Annotated in this window: 15 protein-coding genes; 2 read left to right on the top strand and 13 right to left on the bottom strand. The window is 65.2% G+C overall.

Going from position 1 to position 15,148, the window contains the following annotated elements; translation table 11 throughout:
• Positions 1-13: 13 nt before the first annotated feature.
• The 3 genes from K8M09_RS11585 to ychF form a co-directional block, all read right to left on the bottom strand.
• Positions 14-481 (bottom strand): MaoC family dehydratase, encoded by a 468-nt coding sequence (locus tag K8M09_RS11585; protein WP_160786869.1) that lies wholly within the window; start codon positions 479-481, stop codon positions 14-16.
• Complete coding sequence (locus K8M09_RS11580) at positions 468-875, bottom strand: MaoC family dehydratase (RefSeq protein WP_229342345.1); 408 nt, start codon at positions 873-875, stop codon at positions 468-470. The genes K8M09_RS11585 and K8M09_RS11580 overlap by 14 nt, the downstream gene beginning before the upstream one ends.
• Before the next feature lie 210 nt (positions 876-1,085).
• A complete protein-coding gene (ychF, locus tag K8M09_RS11575) occupies positions 1,086-2,189 on the bottom strand; it encodes a redox-regulated ATPase YchF (RefSeq protein WP_160786871.1) in 1,104 nt (367 codons plus the stop codon).
• A 158-nt stretch (positions 2,190-2,347) separates the two neighbouring features.
• Between ychF and clpS the strand changes: the two genes are divergently transcribed.
• Positions 2,348-2,659 (top strand): ATP-dependent Clp protease adapter ClpS, encoded by a 312-nt coding sequence (clpS, locus tag K8M09_RS11570; protein ID WP_160786872.1) that lies wholly within the window; start codon positions 2,348-2,350, stop codon positions 2,657-2,659.
• Positions 2,660-2,663: 4 nt separating this feature from the next.
• On the opposite strand, the gene pth is transcribed toward clpS, so the two are convergent.
• The 4 genes from pth to K8M09_RS11550 all read right to left on the bottom strand — a co-directional run bounded on the left by pth (position 2,664) and on the right by K8M09_RS11550 (position 7,437).
• On the bottom strand, positions 2,664-3,377 hold the full coding sequence (gene pth / locus K8M09_RS11565) for an aminoacyl-tRNA hydrolase (RefSeq protein ID WP_160786873.1): 714 nt from the start codon (positions 3,375-3,377) through the stop codon (positions 2,664-2,666).
• Between the two features lie 68 nt (positions 3,378-3,445).
• The gene (locus K8M09_RS11560) at positions 3,446-4,195 is read right to left on the bottom strand and encodes a substrate-binding periplasmic protein (protein ID WP_160786874.1); all 750 of its coding nucleotides are present in this window, start codon (positions 4,193-4,195) and stop codon (positions 3,446-3,448) included.
• Positions 4,196-4,214: 19 nt separating this feature from the next.
• Positions 4,215-6,608, bottom strand: a complete 2,394-nt coding sequence (locus K8M09_RS11555; RefSeq protein WP_160786875.1) for a putative bifunctional diguanylate cyclase/phosphodiesterase — start codon at positions 6,606-6,608, stop codon at positions 4,215-4,217.
• A 226-nt stretch (positions 6,609-6,834) separates the two neighbouring features.
• Positions 6,835-7,437: a 50S ribosomal protein L25/general stress protein Ctc gene (locus K8M09_RS11550; RefSeq protein ID WP_160786876.1), complete on the bottom strand. Its 603-nt coding sequence runs from the start codon at positions 7,435-7,437 to the stop codon at positions 6,835-6,837.
• Between the two features lie 241 nt (positions 7,438-7,678).
• Here K8M09_RS11550 and K8M09_RS11545 point away from each other — a divergent pair, with 241 nt between their 5' ends.
• Positions 7,679-9,133 (top strand): hypothetical protein, encoded by a 1,455-nt coding sequence (locus K8M09_RS11545; protein WP_160786877.1) that lies wholly within the window; start codon positions 7,679-7,681, stop codon positions 9,131-9,133.
• A gap of 1 nt (position 9,134) precedes the next feature.
• Here the strand turns inward: K8M09_RS11545 and K8M09_RS11540 are convergent, their stop codons facing one another.
• From K8M09_RS11540 to pgeF, 6 genes are all read right to left on the bottom strand, one after another.
• Positions 9,135-10,319, bottom strand: a complete 1,185-nt coding sequence (locus K8M09_RS11540; RefSeq protein WP_160786878.1) for a benzoate/H(+) symporter BenE family transporter — start codon at positions 10,317-10,319, stop codon at positions 9,135-9,137.
• A gap of 124 nt (positions 10,320-10,443) precedes the next feature.
• The gene (locus K8M09_RS11535; protein ID WP_160786879.1) at positions 10,444-11,046 is read right to left on the bottom strand and encodes a Kazal-type serine protease inhibitor family protein; all 603 of its coding nucleotides are present in this window, start codon (positions 11,044-11,046) and stop codon (positions 10,444-10,446) included.
• A 147-nt stretch (positions 11,047-11,193) separates the two neighbouring features.
• Positions 11,194-12,126, bottom strand: a complete 933-nt coding sequence (locus tag K8M09_RS11530; protein ID WP_160786880.1) for a ribose-phosphate pyrophosphokinase — start codon at positions 12,124-12,126, stop codon at positions 11,194-11,196.
• A 126-nt stretch (positions 12,127-12,252) separates the two neighbouring features.
• The gene (locus K8M09_RS11525; RefSeq protein ID WP_160786881.1) at positions 12,253-13,011 is read right to left on the bottom strand and encodes a hypothetical protein; all 759 of its coding nucleotides are present in this window, start codon (positions 13,009-13,011) and stop codon (positions 12,253-12,255) included.
• Between the two features lie 99 nt (positions 13,012-13,110).
• On the bottom strand, positions 13,111-14,262 hold the full coding sequence (locus tag K8M09_RS11520) for a M24 family metallopeptidase (RefSeq protein ID WP_160786882.1): 1,152 nt from the start codon (positions 14,260-14,262) through the stop codon (positions 13,111-13,113).
• 26 nt (positions 14,263-14,288) lie between these two features.
• Positions 14,289-15,080: a peptidoglycan editing factor PgeF gene (pgeF, locus tag K8M09_RS11515; protein ID WP_160786883.1), complete on the bottom strand. Its 792-nt coding sequence runs from the start codon at positions 15,078-15,080 to the stop codon at positions 14,289-14,291.
• Positions 15,081-15,148 lie beyond the last annotated feature (68 nt).

Genomic DNA, 15,148 nt, shown 5'->3' with positions numbered 1-15,148 from the left:
CTCCGTCTCGACCTCAGAGAAACTCCAGAACCGTGCTCTCGAACCGGATGACCGCCTCGCCGTTCTGGTTGCGGCCGGCATTGAGGATCGTGTTGATCAGGCGGTCCGGGCGGGAAGCCAGTTCGCGCGATCCGGTCAGCGTCACCGAATAGGTGATCGTGTCGCCGGCGAAGACGGGTTTGAGCCAGGCGAGCTTGGTGAAGCCCGGGGAGGGGCCGAGATTCGGGGGCACGATGCCTTCCGCCGCGAGGCGCCTGCATTCACCCATCCAGAACGGCACGAAGCATTTCATCCAGCCCGCGCTCGTATGCCAGCCGGAGGCGCAGAGGCCGCCGAAGAGGGCCTGCTTCGCCTGCTCCTCATCGAGGTGGAAGGGCTGCGGGTCGAAATCCTTCGCAAAGCGGATGATGTCTTCGGCGGTGAAGGTGAGGCTGCCGATATCGACCGCCTCGCCGAAAGGATAAAGCTCAGCCATTCGCATGGTCGGCTCCTTTCGCGGCGAGCCGCAGCATATTGATGTATTCCGAGACGGCGACGGTCTCGCCGCGCTGGTTCGTCACCTCGGCGCGCAGGCGCACGATGCCGATGTCGGGCCGAGAGCGCGAGACCCGGGCTTCCAGCACCTCGCAGTGGCCGCCGAGCGTGTCGCCGGCGAGCACCGGGCGCTTCCATTCCATGAGATCGACGCCGGGCGAGCCTTCCGAGGTAGAGCCGTCGATATAGGCCTCGAAGAGCATGCGCATCATGACCGCGCTGGTGTGCCAGCCGGAAGCGGCAAGGCCGCCGAGGATGCTGGCGCGGCCGGCCGCCTCGTCGAGATGCATCGGCTGGGGATCGAACTGCGCCGCGAAGGCGACGATTTCATCCGCCGTCATCGTCCGCTTCGTAAACTCGAAGCGGCGACCGGGCGTGAAGTCTTCAAAAGTGTAGCTGGGCACGATCCCGTCCATTCTGTTGCAAGGGCACAATGGCGAGGGCGGCCTGCTTTGGCAAGCGCGGCCGGCCTCGCCATCGTGCCCCCTTCAACGAAAACTGCCGCCCCTCGGGTGAGGGACGGCAGCGATGGTGCCCGATGGGAGAGCCGCTTACGTGTTGAAGCGGAAATGGATGACGTCGCCGTCCTGCACCACGTATTCCTTGCCTTCGTCGCGGCCCTTGCCGGCTTCCTTGGCGCCGACCTCGCCCTTGTAGGCGATGTAGTCGTCATAGGCGATGGTGAAGGCGCGGATGAAGCCGCGTTCGAAATCGGTGTGGATGACGCCGGCGGCCTGCGGGGCCTTGGTGCCGCGCACGATGGTCCAGGCGCGGGTTTCCTTGGGGCCGACGGTGAAATAGGTGATGAGGTCGAGCAGGTGGTAGCCGGCGCGGATGAGCCGGTCGAGGCCGGCTTCCTCAAGGCCGAGCGCCGAGAGGAATTCGCTCGCCTCCTCTTCGGGAAGCTGGGCGACTTCGGATTCGATGGCGGCCGAGATGATGACGCATTCCGCGCCCTGTTCCTTCGCCATGGCGGCGACGGCGGCCGTATGGGCGTTGCCCGTCGAGGCGTCCCCCTCGGCGACGTTGCAGACATAGAGAACCGGGTGCGAGGTCAGAAGGTTGAGGCCCTTGAGGACGTCGATCTCTTCCGGAGCCAGCGTCTTCAGGAGAAGGCGGGCCGGCTTGCCTTCGTTCAGAAGCTTGACCACCGCTTCCATGATCGGCAGTTGCGCCAGGGATTCCTTGTCCTTGCTGGCGGCGCGCTTGCGCGTCTGCTCGACGCGTCGTTCCAGGCTTTCGAGGTCGGCGAGCATCAGCTCGGTCTCGATCGTGTCGGCATCGCCGACCGGATTGATCCGGCCTTCGACATGGGTGATGTCATCGTCCTCGAAGCAGCGCAGCACATGCACGACGGCGTCGACTTCGCGGATATTGGCGAGGAACTTGTTGCCGAGGCCTTCACCCTTCGAAGCGCCGCGCACGAGGCCGGCGATGTCGACGAAGGAGATGCGCGTTGGGATGATTTCCTTGGAGCCGGCAATGCCGGCGAGCGCCTTCATGCGCGGATCGGGCACCGCGACTTCGCCGGTGTTCGGCTCGATGGTGCAGAAGGGATAGTTCGCCGCCTGGGCGGCTGCCGTCTTGGTCAGCGCGTTGAAGAGGGTCGACTTGCCGACATTCGGCAGACCGACGATACCGCATTTGAAGCCCATGGAAATGGTCCGTTCGTCTTGGAAAAATCGTTGCCCTCGCTATGGGGGAAGGACGGGGCAGGGTCAAGGGCCTGCGGCCCGCCGGGCCTTGAAGTCGCCCCGCCTGCGGTGCACAATGGCCGCACACCGCTCGAAGCCAACAGTCCGAGGAGCTTCCCATGAGCAATGGTGACACGACCCTCACCCCGAAGACCGTCACGAAGCCGAAGCTGCAACGCCCGAGGCTCTACAAGGTCATCCTCGTCAATGACGACTATACGCCGCGCGACTTCGTCGTGCTGGTGCTGAAGGCCATCTTCCATATGGCGGAGGAGACGAGCTATCGCGTGATGATGACCGCCCACAAGATGGGAACCTCGGTGGTCGTCGTCTGCGCGCGCGATATCGCCGAGACCAAGGCCAAGGAGGCGACGGACCTTGCCAAGGAGGCGGGATTCCCGCTGCTCTTCCAGACCGAGCCGGAAGAATAGGCCGCTACTTGTCCTTGTCGCCGAAGAGCTTCTTCAGCATGTCGGCCATAGGCCCGGTGGTGGGCAGGGCCTTCGGCTGGGCGTGGTTGCGCGCGGCGCGGATATGGGACTGGCTGGCCGGTTTCTTCGCCGATGCGTCCTCCTCCGGCTTGCTTCCGGTGGCGAGCGCCAGCTTGTTCATGAGTTGCGAATCCTCGCCGCGCACCAGCATGGCGGCATTGATGGCCAGTTCGTCCAGCAGCGGGTCGAGCCAGGCATGGTCCGCCTTGGCGAAGTCGCCGAGCACATGGTTGGTGACGAGCTCCTTGGCGCCGGGATGGCCGATGCCGAGGCGCAGCCGCCGGTAGTCCTTGCCGCAATGGGCGTCGAGCGACTTGATGCCGTTGTGCCCGCCATGGCCGCCGCCGACCTTGATGCGCGCCTTGCCGGGGGCAAGGTCCAGCTCGTCGTAGATCGCGACGATATCCTTCGGCGCCAGCTTGTAGAAGCGCATCGCCTCGCCGACGGATTCGCCGGACAGGTTCATGAAAGTCTGCGGCTTGACGAGCAGCACCTTCTCGCCGGCAAGCTCGCCCTCGGAAATCTCGGCCTTGAACTTCTTCGACCAGGGCGAGAAGGGGTTCTTGCGGTGGATGGCGTCCAGCGCCATGAAACCGATATTGTGGCGGTTGCCCGCATATTTTGCGCCCGGATTGCCGAGCCCGGCGATGATCTGCATGGAATGGTCCGCCAAAAGCTGTGTCCGGTCTTCACCACCGCGAAAGCGGCCGGAAGTCAACAGGCAGGCTATTCCTTCGCGCCGTTTTCCGCCGTGCGCGGGTTCGGCGGCAGGCCGTAGGCGGTGAAGATGCGGTCCTGCTCGCCGCTGGCGATCAGCTTGTTCAGCTCGGCCTGAAGGCGCTGGATGAGGGCGGTGGGCGTCTGCTTGTTGCAGGCGATGCCGAAGATCTGGCCCGACATCGGCATGGCCTTTTCCACCGGCTCTCCCTGCTGCACGAGGCTTTCATAGGTCTTGATGGAGGTGGGCATCAGGTCGATGCGGCCGGAAATGAGCTTGCGCACGGAAAGGTCGATATCGGCGGCAAGGTCGATATTCGTGAAGCCGAGGGCTTCCAGCGCCTCCACGGCGAAATCGCCGCGCTGCGAACCGACTTTCATACCGAGCGCCTCCTTCATGGAGGCCGGTCCCTTGCTGCCGTCCTTGCGCTTCAGCAGCACCATCTCATCCTTGAGGGTGGGGGTGATCCAGGCGAACTGCCGGGCGCGCTCGCGGTTATACCCGGCCGTGAAGACGCAATACATCGACCGGCTCCGCGCCATGGCGAAGGCGCGCGCCCAGGGCATGATCTCCATCGTGTAGTCGATGTCAGCCGCCTTGGCGATCGCGGTGACCTGATCGACCGTGATCCCGGTGATCTTGCCGTCCCTGGTGAAATTGAAGGGCGCGTATTCCTCGGTGATGAAGTGCAATGGCTCGGCGAGCGGCGCGGTCAAGGGGGCGAGTGAAAGGCCGAGTGCCAGGAGCAGTCTCTTCATCATCCCGTCTCCCCGTTTCTCATAATGCCGCTGCCCGGCGCCCGGGCGCCTGGGACGGGGCGAAGTCGTCCAGCTTCTCCAGCAGCGCCTCGAGCGGCAGCGGCCGGCTCAGCAGGTAGCCCTGCGCGAATTCTATGTCCATCGCCTGCAGGATATCCCATTGCTCGGCGGTTTCGACGCCCTCGGCCACCACGGCGCAGCCCATCTGGTGCGAGATGGTCCGGATGCCCTCCACCAGCATGCGGCTCTTGCGGCGCACGTCCGGCTGGTCGCTGGAAAGCGAGCGGGTGAAGGACTGGTCGACCTTGACGATATCGACCGGGAAGCGGTTGAGGTAGCTCAGCGAGGAATAGCCGGTGCCGAAATCGTCGAGCGCGATGCGGCAACCTAGGTCGGAGAGCGCGTCGAGCACCTCGCGCACCAACGGGTTGTCGAGCATCAGCACCGCCTCGGTGATTTCCACGACGATGCGCGCCGGCGTGACGCCGTTTTCCAGCAGCAAGGCGGCAAGGCGGGCGGGCAGGGCGGGTTCGAACTGCAACGGCGAGAAATTCACCGCGAGATAGCTGTCGGCCAGCCCGTCGAGCTTCGAGATGGCGGCGAGGCTGGCGATGGATTTCGACAGGATGCAATCGCCGATCTTGCCGATGGAGCCATTTTCCTCGGCGACGCCGATGATTTCGGCCGGGGGTAGGAGGCCGCGTTCGGGGTGGTCGAGGCGCATCAGCGCCTCGAAGCCGGCCACGCGGCCATCCGCAAGGCTGACGATGGGCTGGAGGTGGGCCGTGAACCAGCCGCTGCGCAGGCCCTGCTCGATGGACTGCTCGATCTCCAGGCGCGTGCGGGCGATATCGACCATGTTGCTGTCGAAGAGCTGCACGCCGTTCTTGCCGCCGCGCTTGCGCGCATACATGGCCATGTCCGACTTCTGCAGCAGGCTGGCTGCGGTGGCGGCATGGTCGGGATAGAGCGCGACGCCGACGCTGGCGCTGACATGCAGCTCCGCGCCGCCGACGAGGAACGGGGCATGCAGGCTCGCCACGAGGCGATCGCTGATGTCGAGGGCAAGCTGGCGGGCGTTCGGGGCGGCGAGCAGGATGGCGAATTCGTCGCCGCCGAGCCGGGCGATGATGTCGCTGGCGCGCAACTGGCGGCGCAGGCGCATCGCCACCTGGCACAGCACGTCGTCGCCGGCCGCATGGCCGAGATTGTCGTTGATCCACTTGAAGCGGTCGAGATCGACGAAAAGACAGGCAAGCTGCTGGCCGCGCGCATCGACCTCGCCGATCATGTGGTCCAGCATGGATTCGAGGCCCTGCCGGTTGAGAAGGCCGGTCAGGTGGTCGGTGATCGCCTGGCGGTGGTTGCGGTTTTCCGCTTCCTTGAGCTCCGTGACATCGGTCATGACCGAGAGGGAAAGGGCCTGCCGGTCGTGGCTGGCCTCGGCGCCCGTCTCCAGGATCAGCACGTCGATCACGCTTTCGTCGGCGCAGCGGAAGCGCACCGTGACCTCGCAGATGCCACCGTCCGATGTGTTGGTGGCGTGGCGGCTGCGATAGGCTTCGCGCCATTCCTCGGCGACGAAGGCGGTGAAGTCCTCGCCGATCGCTTCCTCGCGGCGATAGCCCGTCGCGCGCAGCCAGTAGTCGCTGACGGCGGTGATGCGGTTCTCGCCGTCGATGGAGAACAGCATGGCGGGGGTGAGGTTGTAGATATCCGTGGCGCGGGCATGGGCCAGTTTCAGCTCCAGCTCGTCGCGCTCCAGCTTGCTCTGCATCGCGTTGAAATTGTCGGCGAGCGCGCCCATCTCGTCGTTCGACGTCCAGTCGACATGGTGGCGCGAGCCGAGGCGGCGGGTGGCCTCGATGGCCGCCGTCAGCCGCATCAGCGGCCGGACGATGGTGATGCGGTTGCCGATGATGGCAGCGGTGAAAAGCGTGGCGACGGCGAAGAAGAAGATGGCGAAGATGGCGATCTCGTCCTTCGTGAAGCGCGAGAAGAGGCCTTCCCGCCTCAGCCAGATTTCCGCCGTGCCGACCTTCTGGATGCCGTTGGAGGCCTTGTGGAGAATGTCGGTCCGCACGATGGAGCGGGCCTCGCCCGGATCGGGCGCGACGGCGGGCTTGCTAACATCGATGACATCGGCCGTGTCGCGCACGCGCACGAAACCGATGGCGGGATCCGCCTGAAGATCGGCGACGATCTGGTCGATGCTCTCATTGTCGAAGTCCCAGAGCGGCTTGCCGAGCGCCTGCACGTTGGTCTTCAGCAGGACTTCGGTGTTCTGCAGGCGCTCGCGCGCCACGCGGTCGGAGGACAGGATCAGGAACAGCACGAACAGCGGAGCCACGAAGACGAGCAGGGCGCCGATGACGATGGCGATGAAGCGGCTCTCAACCGAATGCACTTTCATGCCGGTTGCCTTCCTGCCGCTTTGTGAAGCCCGCCCATATGCCCCTCTTTGGCGCTCATCGTTTCCCGGGGCTAGATTTTCACCAAAGTCTTAAATGTTGTTGAAATATCGGTTCGGAAAAGTGCTGATAATTCAAACTCGTCGCGGCGACAGTGCAATGGTTGCACAAAGAAAAACCCCGCGTCCGGGTGGACGCGGGGTTCGCAAGGAACTCGTTCGAAGGCGCTTACTCGGAAGCGGCTTCTTCTTCCTTCACGCCGGCAGCCGGGACAGCGATCGTGGCGATCGTGAAGTCGCGGTCGGCGATGACCGGGCTGGTGCCCTTCGGCAGCTTGACGTGCGAGATGTGGATGCCGTCGCCGACCTTGAGGCCAGCGAGGTCAGCCGTGATGAATTCCGGAATGTTGCCGGCAAGGGCGTGCAGCTCGACTGCATGGCGAACGACGTTCAGGACGCCGCCGGCCTTGATGCCCGGGGACTTCTCTTCGTTGACGAAGTGAACCGGAACTTCGACGACGACATGGGTGTCGCCCGAAACGCGCAGGAAGTCGACATGCATCGTGAAGTCGCGGACCGGATCAAGCTGGAAGTCCTTCGGCAGGACCTTGATCTTCTCGCCGTTGACGTCGATCGTTGCGACGGTCGTCTTGAAGCCGCCGGCGTGGATGCGCTGGGTCACTTCCTTGGTCGAGATGGCGATCGACAGGGGGGCCTGCTTGTCGCCGTAGATAACTGCAGGAATAAGGCCGTTGCGGCGAAGTTCACGGGAGGACCCCTTACCAACCCGTTCGCGCGTTTCGGCCTTGAGCTCGTAGGTGTCGTGGCTCATGGCTTTACCTTTCGTGTGTTACTGGAGAGCTTGTCCCGGCGGAGAATGCTCCGGCCGCGCCAAGCTTGAGGATTTCGTGAAAGCCTCATCCGCGTTGCCTCCAAGGGTGTCTACGCGGACGGGGGGTCGATAAACGAGAATGGCCGGAAATGCAAGGCCCGCGCCCGGTTTCGCGCCGGATTGACACGGGGCGGCCGCATATGGATGTTCGGGCCAAATCGGTTCGGCACTGGAGGCCATGATGAGAAGACAGATCCTGATGGCCTCGGCCGCCCTTGCGCTTGTATCGGCAAGCCCCGTCCTTGCCCAGCAGGTTTCTCCCGCCGAGGCCGAAGGCATCCAGCAGCGCCTCACGCGCTATCTGCCGCAGGAGATGATCGACGCCGGGCTGGTCACGGTGAGGGCCGCGACCTCGTTCTACGAACTGCGCTTCGATCCCGCCGTGCTTCTGGACAAGGCCAGGAGCGGTGCGGTCGCCATCGAAGGATTGAAGCCGGTCACGGCCTATCTGCGGCCGCTGCCGGAAGGCACTTACCGTATCGAGGCGAACGAGAATCTCGACATCAAGGGATCGGTCACGCTCGGGGAGGAGAAGAACGCCTTCTCCTATGTCATCGACAGGATGAAGCTCGACGGCGTCTACGACCCCGAAATCCTCTACTTCACCTCGGCGGACTGGACCACCGGGCGGCTTGCCTTCTCCAGCAGCTCGCCGAAGGAAAGCGTGACGGCGAGCGTCGGCGAGACGGCGATGCGCACCGTGGCCGAGAAGAAGGATGCCGGCATCCTCGACATTTCTTCGACAGGCGTGATGAAGACCTTCGCCCAGACGATCACGGGTGGCGAGGCCGGCCGGGTGGAGATCGGCGCGGATTCGCTCGATATCGATGTCAGCATGGACGGCGCGCGCTACAAGGTCCTGCAGGACTTCGTCTTCTTCGTGCTCGACAACATGCACAAGGAAAAGCTCGAGCCGGCCGAGGCCAAACAGCTCATGGAATTGCTGCGGGCGTCCCTTCCGGTCTTCGACAACCTGACCGAGACGATCAGGGCCTCGAACGTGACGGTGGGGACCGAGCAGGGCAGTTTCGGCGCTGAGGCCGTCACCTACGACCTCTCCATGAACGGCGTCGCCCATTCCACCCGCTTCGGCTTCGGTTTCGGCGTGGAAAAGCCGAAGCCGCCGGCCGGTCTGCTGCCCGCCGTCTATGAGGGCGTCCTGCCGGAAAAGGCGACTTTCCGGATGGCGATGGCCGATCTCGATCTCGCCGGCGCGGTCAACTATCTCGCCGACCATGCCGATTTCACCAAGGCGGAGCCGCTGACCGAGGCGCAGAACGAGGAGCTCGGCCGTATCGTCCTGCCGAACGGCGCGATGACCATGGAGTTCGAGGACGTGTCCGCCGTGTCGCCGGTTTATGACATACACCTTTCCGGCAAGATGACGGTCTATCCGGACGACAAGGAGCGCCATAGCGCCGACGTGACGATCACCATGCGCGATTTCGACAAGACGGTCGCCTATCTCCAGAAGAATTCAGCGACCGTGCCGGAATTCGCCCAGGCGTCCTTCGGTCTCCTGATGATGAAGGGTCTTGCGCGCGACGCCGGCGACGGCGCGCAGGCCTGGGACCTCACGCTCGGCGAGGACGGCAAGGTGCTGGTCAACGGCCGTCCGCTGCCGTTCCAGCCGTAACCTACTTGCGCAGGCTGGCCACGAGGCGGGAAAGCGCCAGCATCAGGCCGCCGGCGATCAGCCCCCAGAATGCGCCGGAAATGCCGGCGAAGGAAACGCCCGAGGCGGTGACGAGGAAGGTCACCGCCGCCGCCTCCCGCCCGTCCGCCTCCTTGAAGGCGTTGAGCGCCGAGCCGGCGAAGGCGCTGATGAGCGCAAGGCCCGCCACGGCCTGGATGAGGATCGGCGGCGCGAGGCTGACGAAGGCCGTGACCGCGCCGGCGGCAAGCCCGAAGATCACATAGAAGACGCCGGCATTGATCGCCGCCCAATAGCGTTTCGCCGGGTCGGGATGGGCGTCGCTGCCCGCGCACATGGCGGCGGTGATGGCGGCAAGGTTCACCGCATGGCCGCCGAAGGGCGCGGAGAGAAGCGAGAAGAGGCCGGTCGTCGCGAAGAGCGGGCCGGGATTGGGTTCGTAGTGGTTGACCTTGAGAACCGCGATGCCGGGAATGTTCTGCGAGGCCATGGTGACGATGAAGAGCGGCAGCGCGATGCCGACGAGGCCGGCCACGGTAAAGGCGGGCGTCACGAATTCCGGCTTTGGCAGCAGCGCGGCGGAAAGGCCGGCGAGGGCGCCGTCGGGAATCTCGACGCCGAAGGCGAGCACGGCGACGAAGGCGGCGAGCGCCGCCGGAACGGCATAGAGCCGGTTGATGCTGCCGACGACGATCCAGGCCAGCACGATGGGCAGGCCGAGCAGGGGATTGAAGGCGATGGCCCTGACCGGGGCGAAGCAGAGGCCGATCAGCACGCCAGCCAGCATGGCGTTGGCGAGCGTCGCCGGAATGGCGGCGACCATGCGGCCGAGCGGCTTCCAGAGGCCGGCGATGACGATCAGCACCGCGCAGACGAGGAACCCGCCGACCGCCGTCGCAAAGCCGCCCTCGACCGCGCCGGAACTGGCGAGCAGGGCCGCGCCCGGTGTCGACCAGGCGATGGAGACGGGCAGGCGCGTGACGGTGCTGAGCACGATGGCGCAAAGGCCCATCGAGACCGAGAGCGCCATCAGGCCGGAGGCGGCCTGCGCCTCGGTGGCGCCCACGCCCGTCAGGCCGTGCAGCACGACGGCGAAGGAGCTGGCGAAGCCGACGAAGGCGGTGAGCAAGCCCATGAACAGGGCCTGGGCGGAAAAATCACGAAGCATGGCGACATCTATGCAGAAAGGAAATGCCCACTGGTAACAGGCGGCGCGAGGCTTGGAAACAGGCTCCCGCAAAGGAAAAACCCCGCCTTGCGGGCGGGGTTTCCGGTTTCATGCAGGTAGGCGATCAGTAGCCGGAGCATTCGCCCGGGCTGACGATGCGGTAACCCTCGGCATCCGCCGAGCAGGCATTGCCGAACGTCCTGCGGTCACGGCCGCGCTGTGCGCAGACCGGGTTGTATTCCATCGTGCAGGCGCGTTCGCCTCTGCGTGGCCGGTCACGGTCGCTGCCGCCGCCGTCCCAGCCGTTGTCGGGACGGCGCACCTGGCACTCGCCGCGGCCGATGACGTCGAAGCCGCTGCGGCGCGCTTCGCAGGCATTGGCGAAGGTCTGGCGGTCACGGCCGTTCGCGCCGCAGACCGGATTGTATTCCCGCGTGCAGGCGCGGCCGTCGTCCGGGCGGAAATCGGGGCGGCCGCCACGGCGGCACTCGCCGCGGCCTACGACACGGAAGCCGTTCGAACGCGCTTCGCAGGCATTGGGGAAGGTCTGCTCATTACCGCCGCGTACGCCGCAGACGGGGTTGTATTCCATGGTGCAGGCCTGCGGGCGCGGACGCGGGCGATAATCGCCGCCGCCTTCATCGACCTCGACGGAGCAGGCGACGAGCGTGCCGGCGGCGATCAGGATGGCGATGCGTCCGGCCAGCCGGGTGAGGAAAGGCGACATCAGGAGTCCTCCAGGTGAATCTCGCCGGACCGTAACGCAAAAGTGATGCGTCCGGTATCGGGGCGAAGGCAAAAAAACGGGGATGGAAAAGGAAAGGCCCGCGCCGCCATCGGGGCGCGGGCCTTTCGAAACGAAACGGCCGTCTTCTCAGTCGAAGAGGCTGGAAACCGACTCTTCCGCGCTCGTGCGGTTGATCGCTTCGCCGAGCAGGTTCGCGGTCGTGATGACGCGGATATTGTGCGCGGACTGGACGGCCGTGGTCGCCTGGATCGAGTCGGTGATCACCAGTTCCTTGAGCTTGGAGGAGGTGACGCGGGCGACCGCGCCGCCCGAAAGCACGCCATGGGTGATATAGGCGGTGACGCTGGTCGCGCCGTTCTTCAGAAGCGCCTCGGCGGCGTTGCAGAGCGTGCCGCCCGAATCGACGATATCGTCGATCAGCAGACAGTCCTTGCCGGTGACGTCGCCGATGACGTTCATGACTTCGGATTCGCCTGCGCGCTCACGGCGCTTGTCGACGATCGCCAACTGGCAATCGAGGCGCTTGGCCAGCGCGCGTGCGCGCACCACGCCGCCGACGTCGGGCGAAACGACCATGACGTTCTGGAGATTGTAGTTTTCCTTCACGTCGCGCGCCAGGATCGGCACGGCGTAGAGGTTGTCCGTCGGAATGTCGAAGAAGCCCTGAATCTGGCCGGCATGCAGGTCGAGCGTCATCACGCGGTCGGCGCCGGCCTCGGTGATGAGGTTGGCGACGAGCTTTGCCGAGATCGGCGTGCGCGGGCCGGGCTTGCGGTCCTGACGGGCGTAACCGAAATAGGGGATCACGGCCGTGATGCGGCGTGCCGAGGAACGGCGCATCGCATCGATCATGATGAGCATTTCCATCAGGTGGTCGTTGGTCGGGAACGACGTCGACTGGATGACGAAAACGTCCTCGCCGCGCACGTTCTCCTGGATTTCAACGAAGATTTCCTGGTCGGCGAAGCGCCTGACCGTGGCGCGGCCGAGCGGAACATTCAGATAATTGCAGATCGCTTCGGCAAGGTGCCGGTTCGAGTTGCCCGCGAAAACCTTCATCTATGGTCCGCCTGTGGATTATGCTGATGGGGGGCGTTTAAGCGGCAAAATCCGCGAATGCAAGGGCCTTGCTCCTTCGGAAAAGCGATTCCTCGCATTTCGCTGTGATTTACCGTTTCGGGGAGCTTAACCCGGCAGCGAACCGCGCCAGTCGAGATACTGCCGGATCGTCTTCTGCGCGATGCCCTCCATCGTCTGCGCAGGCACGACGGTCCACGGGTCGGCGGCCGTGCCGGAAACCGTTTCCTGGCCCTGAATGCGGTGCAGCCGCGCCCCGCTGCCGTCGAGCACGTCCCAGACATAGACGACGGTCGTCTTGCCGTTGTCGTTCATGGCGGAGAAGTAACCCTTGAGGATGTATCGGGCGGATGTGTCCGAGGCGCTGCGGATCGTCAGGCCGCCGGAGCGCGCCTCCGCGCCGAGCCGCTTGGACAGCGGCGTGACCGCCTCGACCGGCGCGCCGATGATCGGCAGGAAGCGGATCGTCTCGCTGCCTGCGTTCGCGGCCGGCAGGGACGCGACTTCTTCGGCGGCCAGCGAGCGTTCCGCCGTCGTGCGGGCAAGCTCGGCATCGGCCTCTGCGGCGCTGCCTGCGCCATTGTTGCGGGCAAGCGCATCGGCCTGCCCCTGAAGGGTGCCGGCCGTGTCCGCGCCGGTCGAACTGCCGGAAGAGGTGAAGGCCGTCTGCTGGGTGGCGGTGGCGACCGGCATCGTCGTGACGGGCGAGGTATCGGCGCTCATCTGGTCGAGGTCGCTCTGGGTCACCGGCGGCGAATTGAAGCCGCCACCAACCTCTGCGGGCGGAATGAGCGCGTCGGTGCTGTTGCAGCCGGTAAGGGTGACAATGAGGCCGATCAGTGCCAGCCGCTTCATCAGCTCTTGCATCGTTGTCGTCCGTATCCTGCGGAGGCTTTTTGCCTCCTGCGTCCCCGCAACGATTTATGGGTGCCGCTCCGGGCGCTGTCAATCGCAGGATGTCGCGGGTCAGATCTCGAGGAAATCGAGGCCGTAGCGCGAAAGCGCCTTCGGCGTGTCGGTGGTGGTGAGATAGGTCTGGCCGAGCGTCATCGCCGTGCCGCTCTCGGAATCGGAGATGATCGTGTGGACGAAGAGCGACATGTTCGGCTCGATCTCCTGCGGATTGCCGACGACGAACATCTGCGGGTCCATCCAGGAGGGGGCGAAGCGCGCGCCGACCGAGTAGCCGCAGGTGTTCAGCCGGTGGCGGGCAAGGCCGCGCTCGTCGAGGATGCGGGCGAAGGTCTCGAAGACGGTGCCGAACGTGTTGCCGGGCCGCAGCACCATCTCCATCGCCTGCATGGTCTCCCGGCAGGCGCTGTAGAGTTCGCGGTGGCGGTTGCTCGGTTCGCCGATGACGGCGGTGCGCATCATCGGCGCATGGTAGCGGGAACTGACGCCGGCCCATTGCAGGCTGAGCTGGTCTTCGGCGTCCAGCCGCCGCCGGCCGGATTTGGAGCGGCAGAGAAGGGCGTCGGCGCCCGAGCCGATGACGAATTCGTTGGCGGCATAGTCGCCGCCGCCGGCAAGCACCGCGTTCTGCAGGGCGGCAAGGATCGCCGCCTCGTCGCCGCCGGGCACGATCAGCGGCAGGGCCGCATCCAGCGCGTCGTCCGAAAGGGCGGCGGCGCGCTCGACATAGACGATCTCGGCCGGGCTCTTGATGAGCCGCAGGCGGCTGACGATCGTCGAGGCGTCGACGAGATCGCCGAAGCTCTGGAGCTGGTTGTCGAGCAGGCGGGTATTGCGGCCGGTGAGGCCATGCGTGTCATATTCCACGCCGATGCGGCAGCCGAGCAGGTCGAGGTCGGACAGAAGGTTCTTCAGGTCCATGGTCGGGTCCGCGTTGACGCGGTCGACCCAGACCTCGATCTTCTCGATATTGGAGGTATGGCGTGCCTGCCGCAGGTCCGCCGAGCGGGTGAGTAGCACCATGTCGCCGCTCGCCTTGACGACGAGCGTCTGGAAGAAGCAGTAGCCGAACGTGTCGTAGCCGGTCAGCCAGTACATGCTCTCCTGCGCGAAGAGCAGCATGGCGTCGAGCTTTTCCTCCCGCATGCGGGAGGTGAGGCGCTGGAGCCGGTTGGCGTATTCCTCGGTGTCGAAGTGAAGTGCCATGGGTGTCTCCCTCGCAGTATGGGGCTTCAGCCCCTTATCATGATCGCCGAAATCTGCCGGCCATAGTCGGGTTCCTGCCGGTGCGTGGTGCGCCGGTAGGAGAAGAAGCGGTCCTCGTCGGGATAGGTGCAGATGTCGAGGTTTTCCGCCGTCACCCCGGCATCCTTCAGCCGCTGCGTCGTCAGGCCCGGCAGGTCGAACATCGCGTGGCCGGGCTTTTCCGAGGGCTTGAAGTAGCGCTCGTACGTCTTGTCGACGCCGAGGAAGCGTTCGACGAATTCCGGGCCGACCTCGTAGTTGCGGTGGCTGATCGAGGGGCCGAGGCTGGCGATGATGTTTTCGCGCTTCGCGCCGAGTTTTTCCATGGCCGCGATGGTGTTTTCGAGCACGCCGTAGAGCGCGCCCTTCCAGCCGGCATGGGCCGCGCCGACGACACGGGCCTCCGGGTCGCAGAAGAGGATGGGGCCGCAATCGGCGGCGAGCACGCCGAGCACCACGCCGGGCGTGTTGCTGACCATCGCGTCGGCCTGCGGCCGCGCGCCGTCATAGCCCTCGTCCACCACGACGACGTCGGGCGAATGGATCTGATGCACCGTTGCGAGCCGGTCCGGCTCCACGGCGAACCAGCGGGCGACACGGGCGCGATTCTCATGCACGTTCTCGCGCTCGTCCTGCGAGCCGAGGCCGACATTGAGGCCGCGATAGATGCCTTCCGAAACGCCGCCGGTGCGGGTGAAGAAGCCGTGGCGCGCGGCTTTGCCGGCGCGTTCCGCGAGCAGCGGGCTTTCGATCGGATGGGGGAGCGCTTGGTCCTTCATGGTCTCTCGGCTAGGCTTTTGGACAGGCCGCCAGGCAAGGATTTCGGCCGGGCATGCGGGGTGCAAAT

The organism is Shinella zoogloeoides (assembly GCF_020883495.1).
Classification (GTDB): Bacteria; Pseudomonadota; Alphaproteobacteria; order Rhizobiales; family Rhizobiaceae; genus Shinella; species Shinella zoogloeoides.
The sequence above is the reverse complement of the archived record's forward strand: the minus strand, read 5'-3'. Positions and strand labels throughout refer to the sequence as shown.

Excerpts from the sequence above, each read along its gene's own strand:
- pth (WP_160786873.1), bottom strand. The coding sequence starts at position 3,377 with ATGCAGATCATCGCCGGGCTCGGCAATCCGGGCGCAAAATATGCGGGC.
- K8M09_RS11545 (WP_160786877.1), top strand. The coding sequence starts at position 7,679 with ATGAGAAGACAGATCCTGATGGCCTCGGCCGCCCTTGCGCTTGTATCG.
- K8M09_RS11580 (WP_229342345.1), bottom strand. The coding sequence starts at position 875 with ATGACGGCGGATGAAATCGTCGCCTTCGCGGCGCAGTTCGATCCCCAG.
- K8M09_RS11530 (WP_160786880.1), bottom strand. The coding sequence starts at position 12,126 with ATGAAGGTTTTCGCGGGCAACTCGAACCGGCACCTTGCCGAAGCGATC.
- K8M09_RS11520 (WP_160786882.1), bottom strand. The coding sequence starts at position 14,262 with ATGGCACTTCACTTCGACACCGAGGAATACGCCAACCGGCTCCAGCGC.
- ychF (WP_160786871.1), bottom strand. The coding sequence starts at position 2,189 with ATGGGCTTCAAATGCGGTATCGTCGGTCTGCCGAATGTCGGCAAGTCG.
- pgeF (WP_160786883.1), bottom strand. The coding sequence starts at position 15,080 with ATGAAGGACCAAGCGCTCCCCCATCCGATCGAAAGCCCGCTGCTCGCG.
- K8M09_RS11540 (WP_160786878.1), bottom strand. The coding sequence starts at position 10,319 with ATGCTTCGTGATTTTTCCGCCCAGGCCCTGTTCATGGGCTTGCTCACC.
- clpS (WP_160786872.1), top strand. The coding sequence starts at position 2,348 with ATGAGCAATGGTGACACGACCCTCACCCCGAAGACCGTCACGAAGCCG.
- K8M09_RS11535 (WP_160786879.1), bottom strand. The coding sequence starts at position 11,046 with ATGTCGCCTTTCCTCACCCGGCTGGCCGGACGCATCGCCATCCTGATC.
- K8M09_RS11555 (WP_160786875.1), bottom strand. The coding sequence starts at position 6,608 with ATGAAAGTGCATTCGGTTGAGAGCCGCTTCATCGCCATCGTCATCGGC.
- K8M09_RS11560 (WP_160786874.1), bottom strand. The coding sequence starts at position 4,195 with ATGAAGAGACTGCTCCTGGCACTCGGCCTTTCACTCGCCCCCTTGACC.
- K8M09_RS11550 (WP_160786876.1), bottom strand. The coding sequence starts at position 7,437 with ATGAGCCACGACACCTACGAGCTCAAGGCCGAAACGCGCGAACGGGTT.
- K8M09_RS11525 (WP_160786881.1), bottom strand. The coding sequence starts at position 13,011 with ATGCAAGAGCTGATGAAGCGGCTGGCACTGATCGGCCTCATTGTCACC.
- K8M09_RS11585 (WP_160786869.1), bottom strand. The coding sequence starts at position 481 with ATGCGAATGGCTGAGCTTTATCCTTTCGGCGAGGCGGTCGATATCGGC.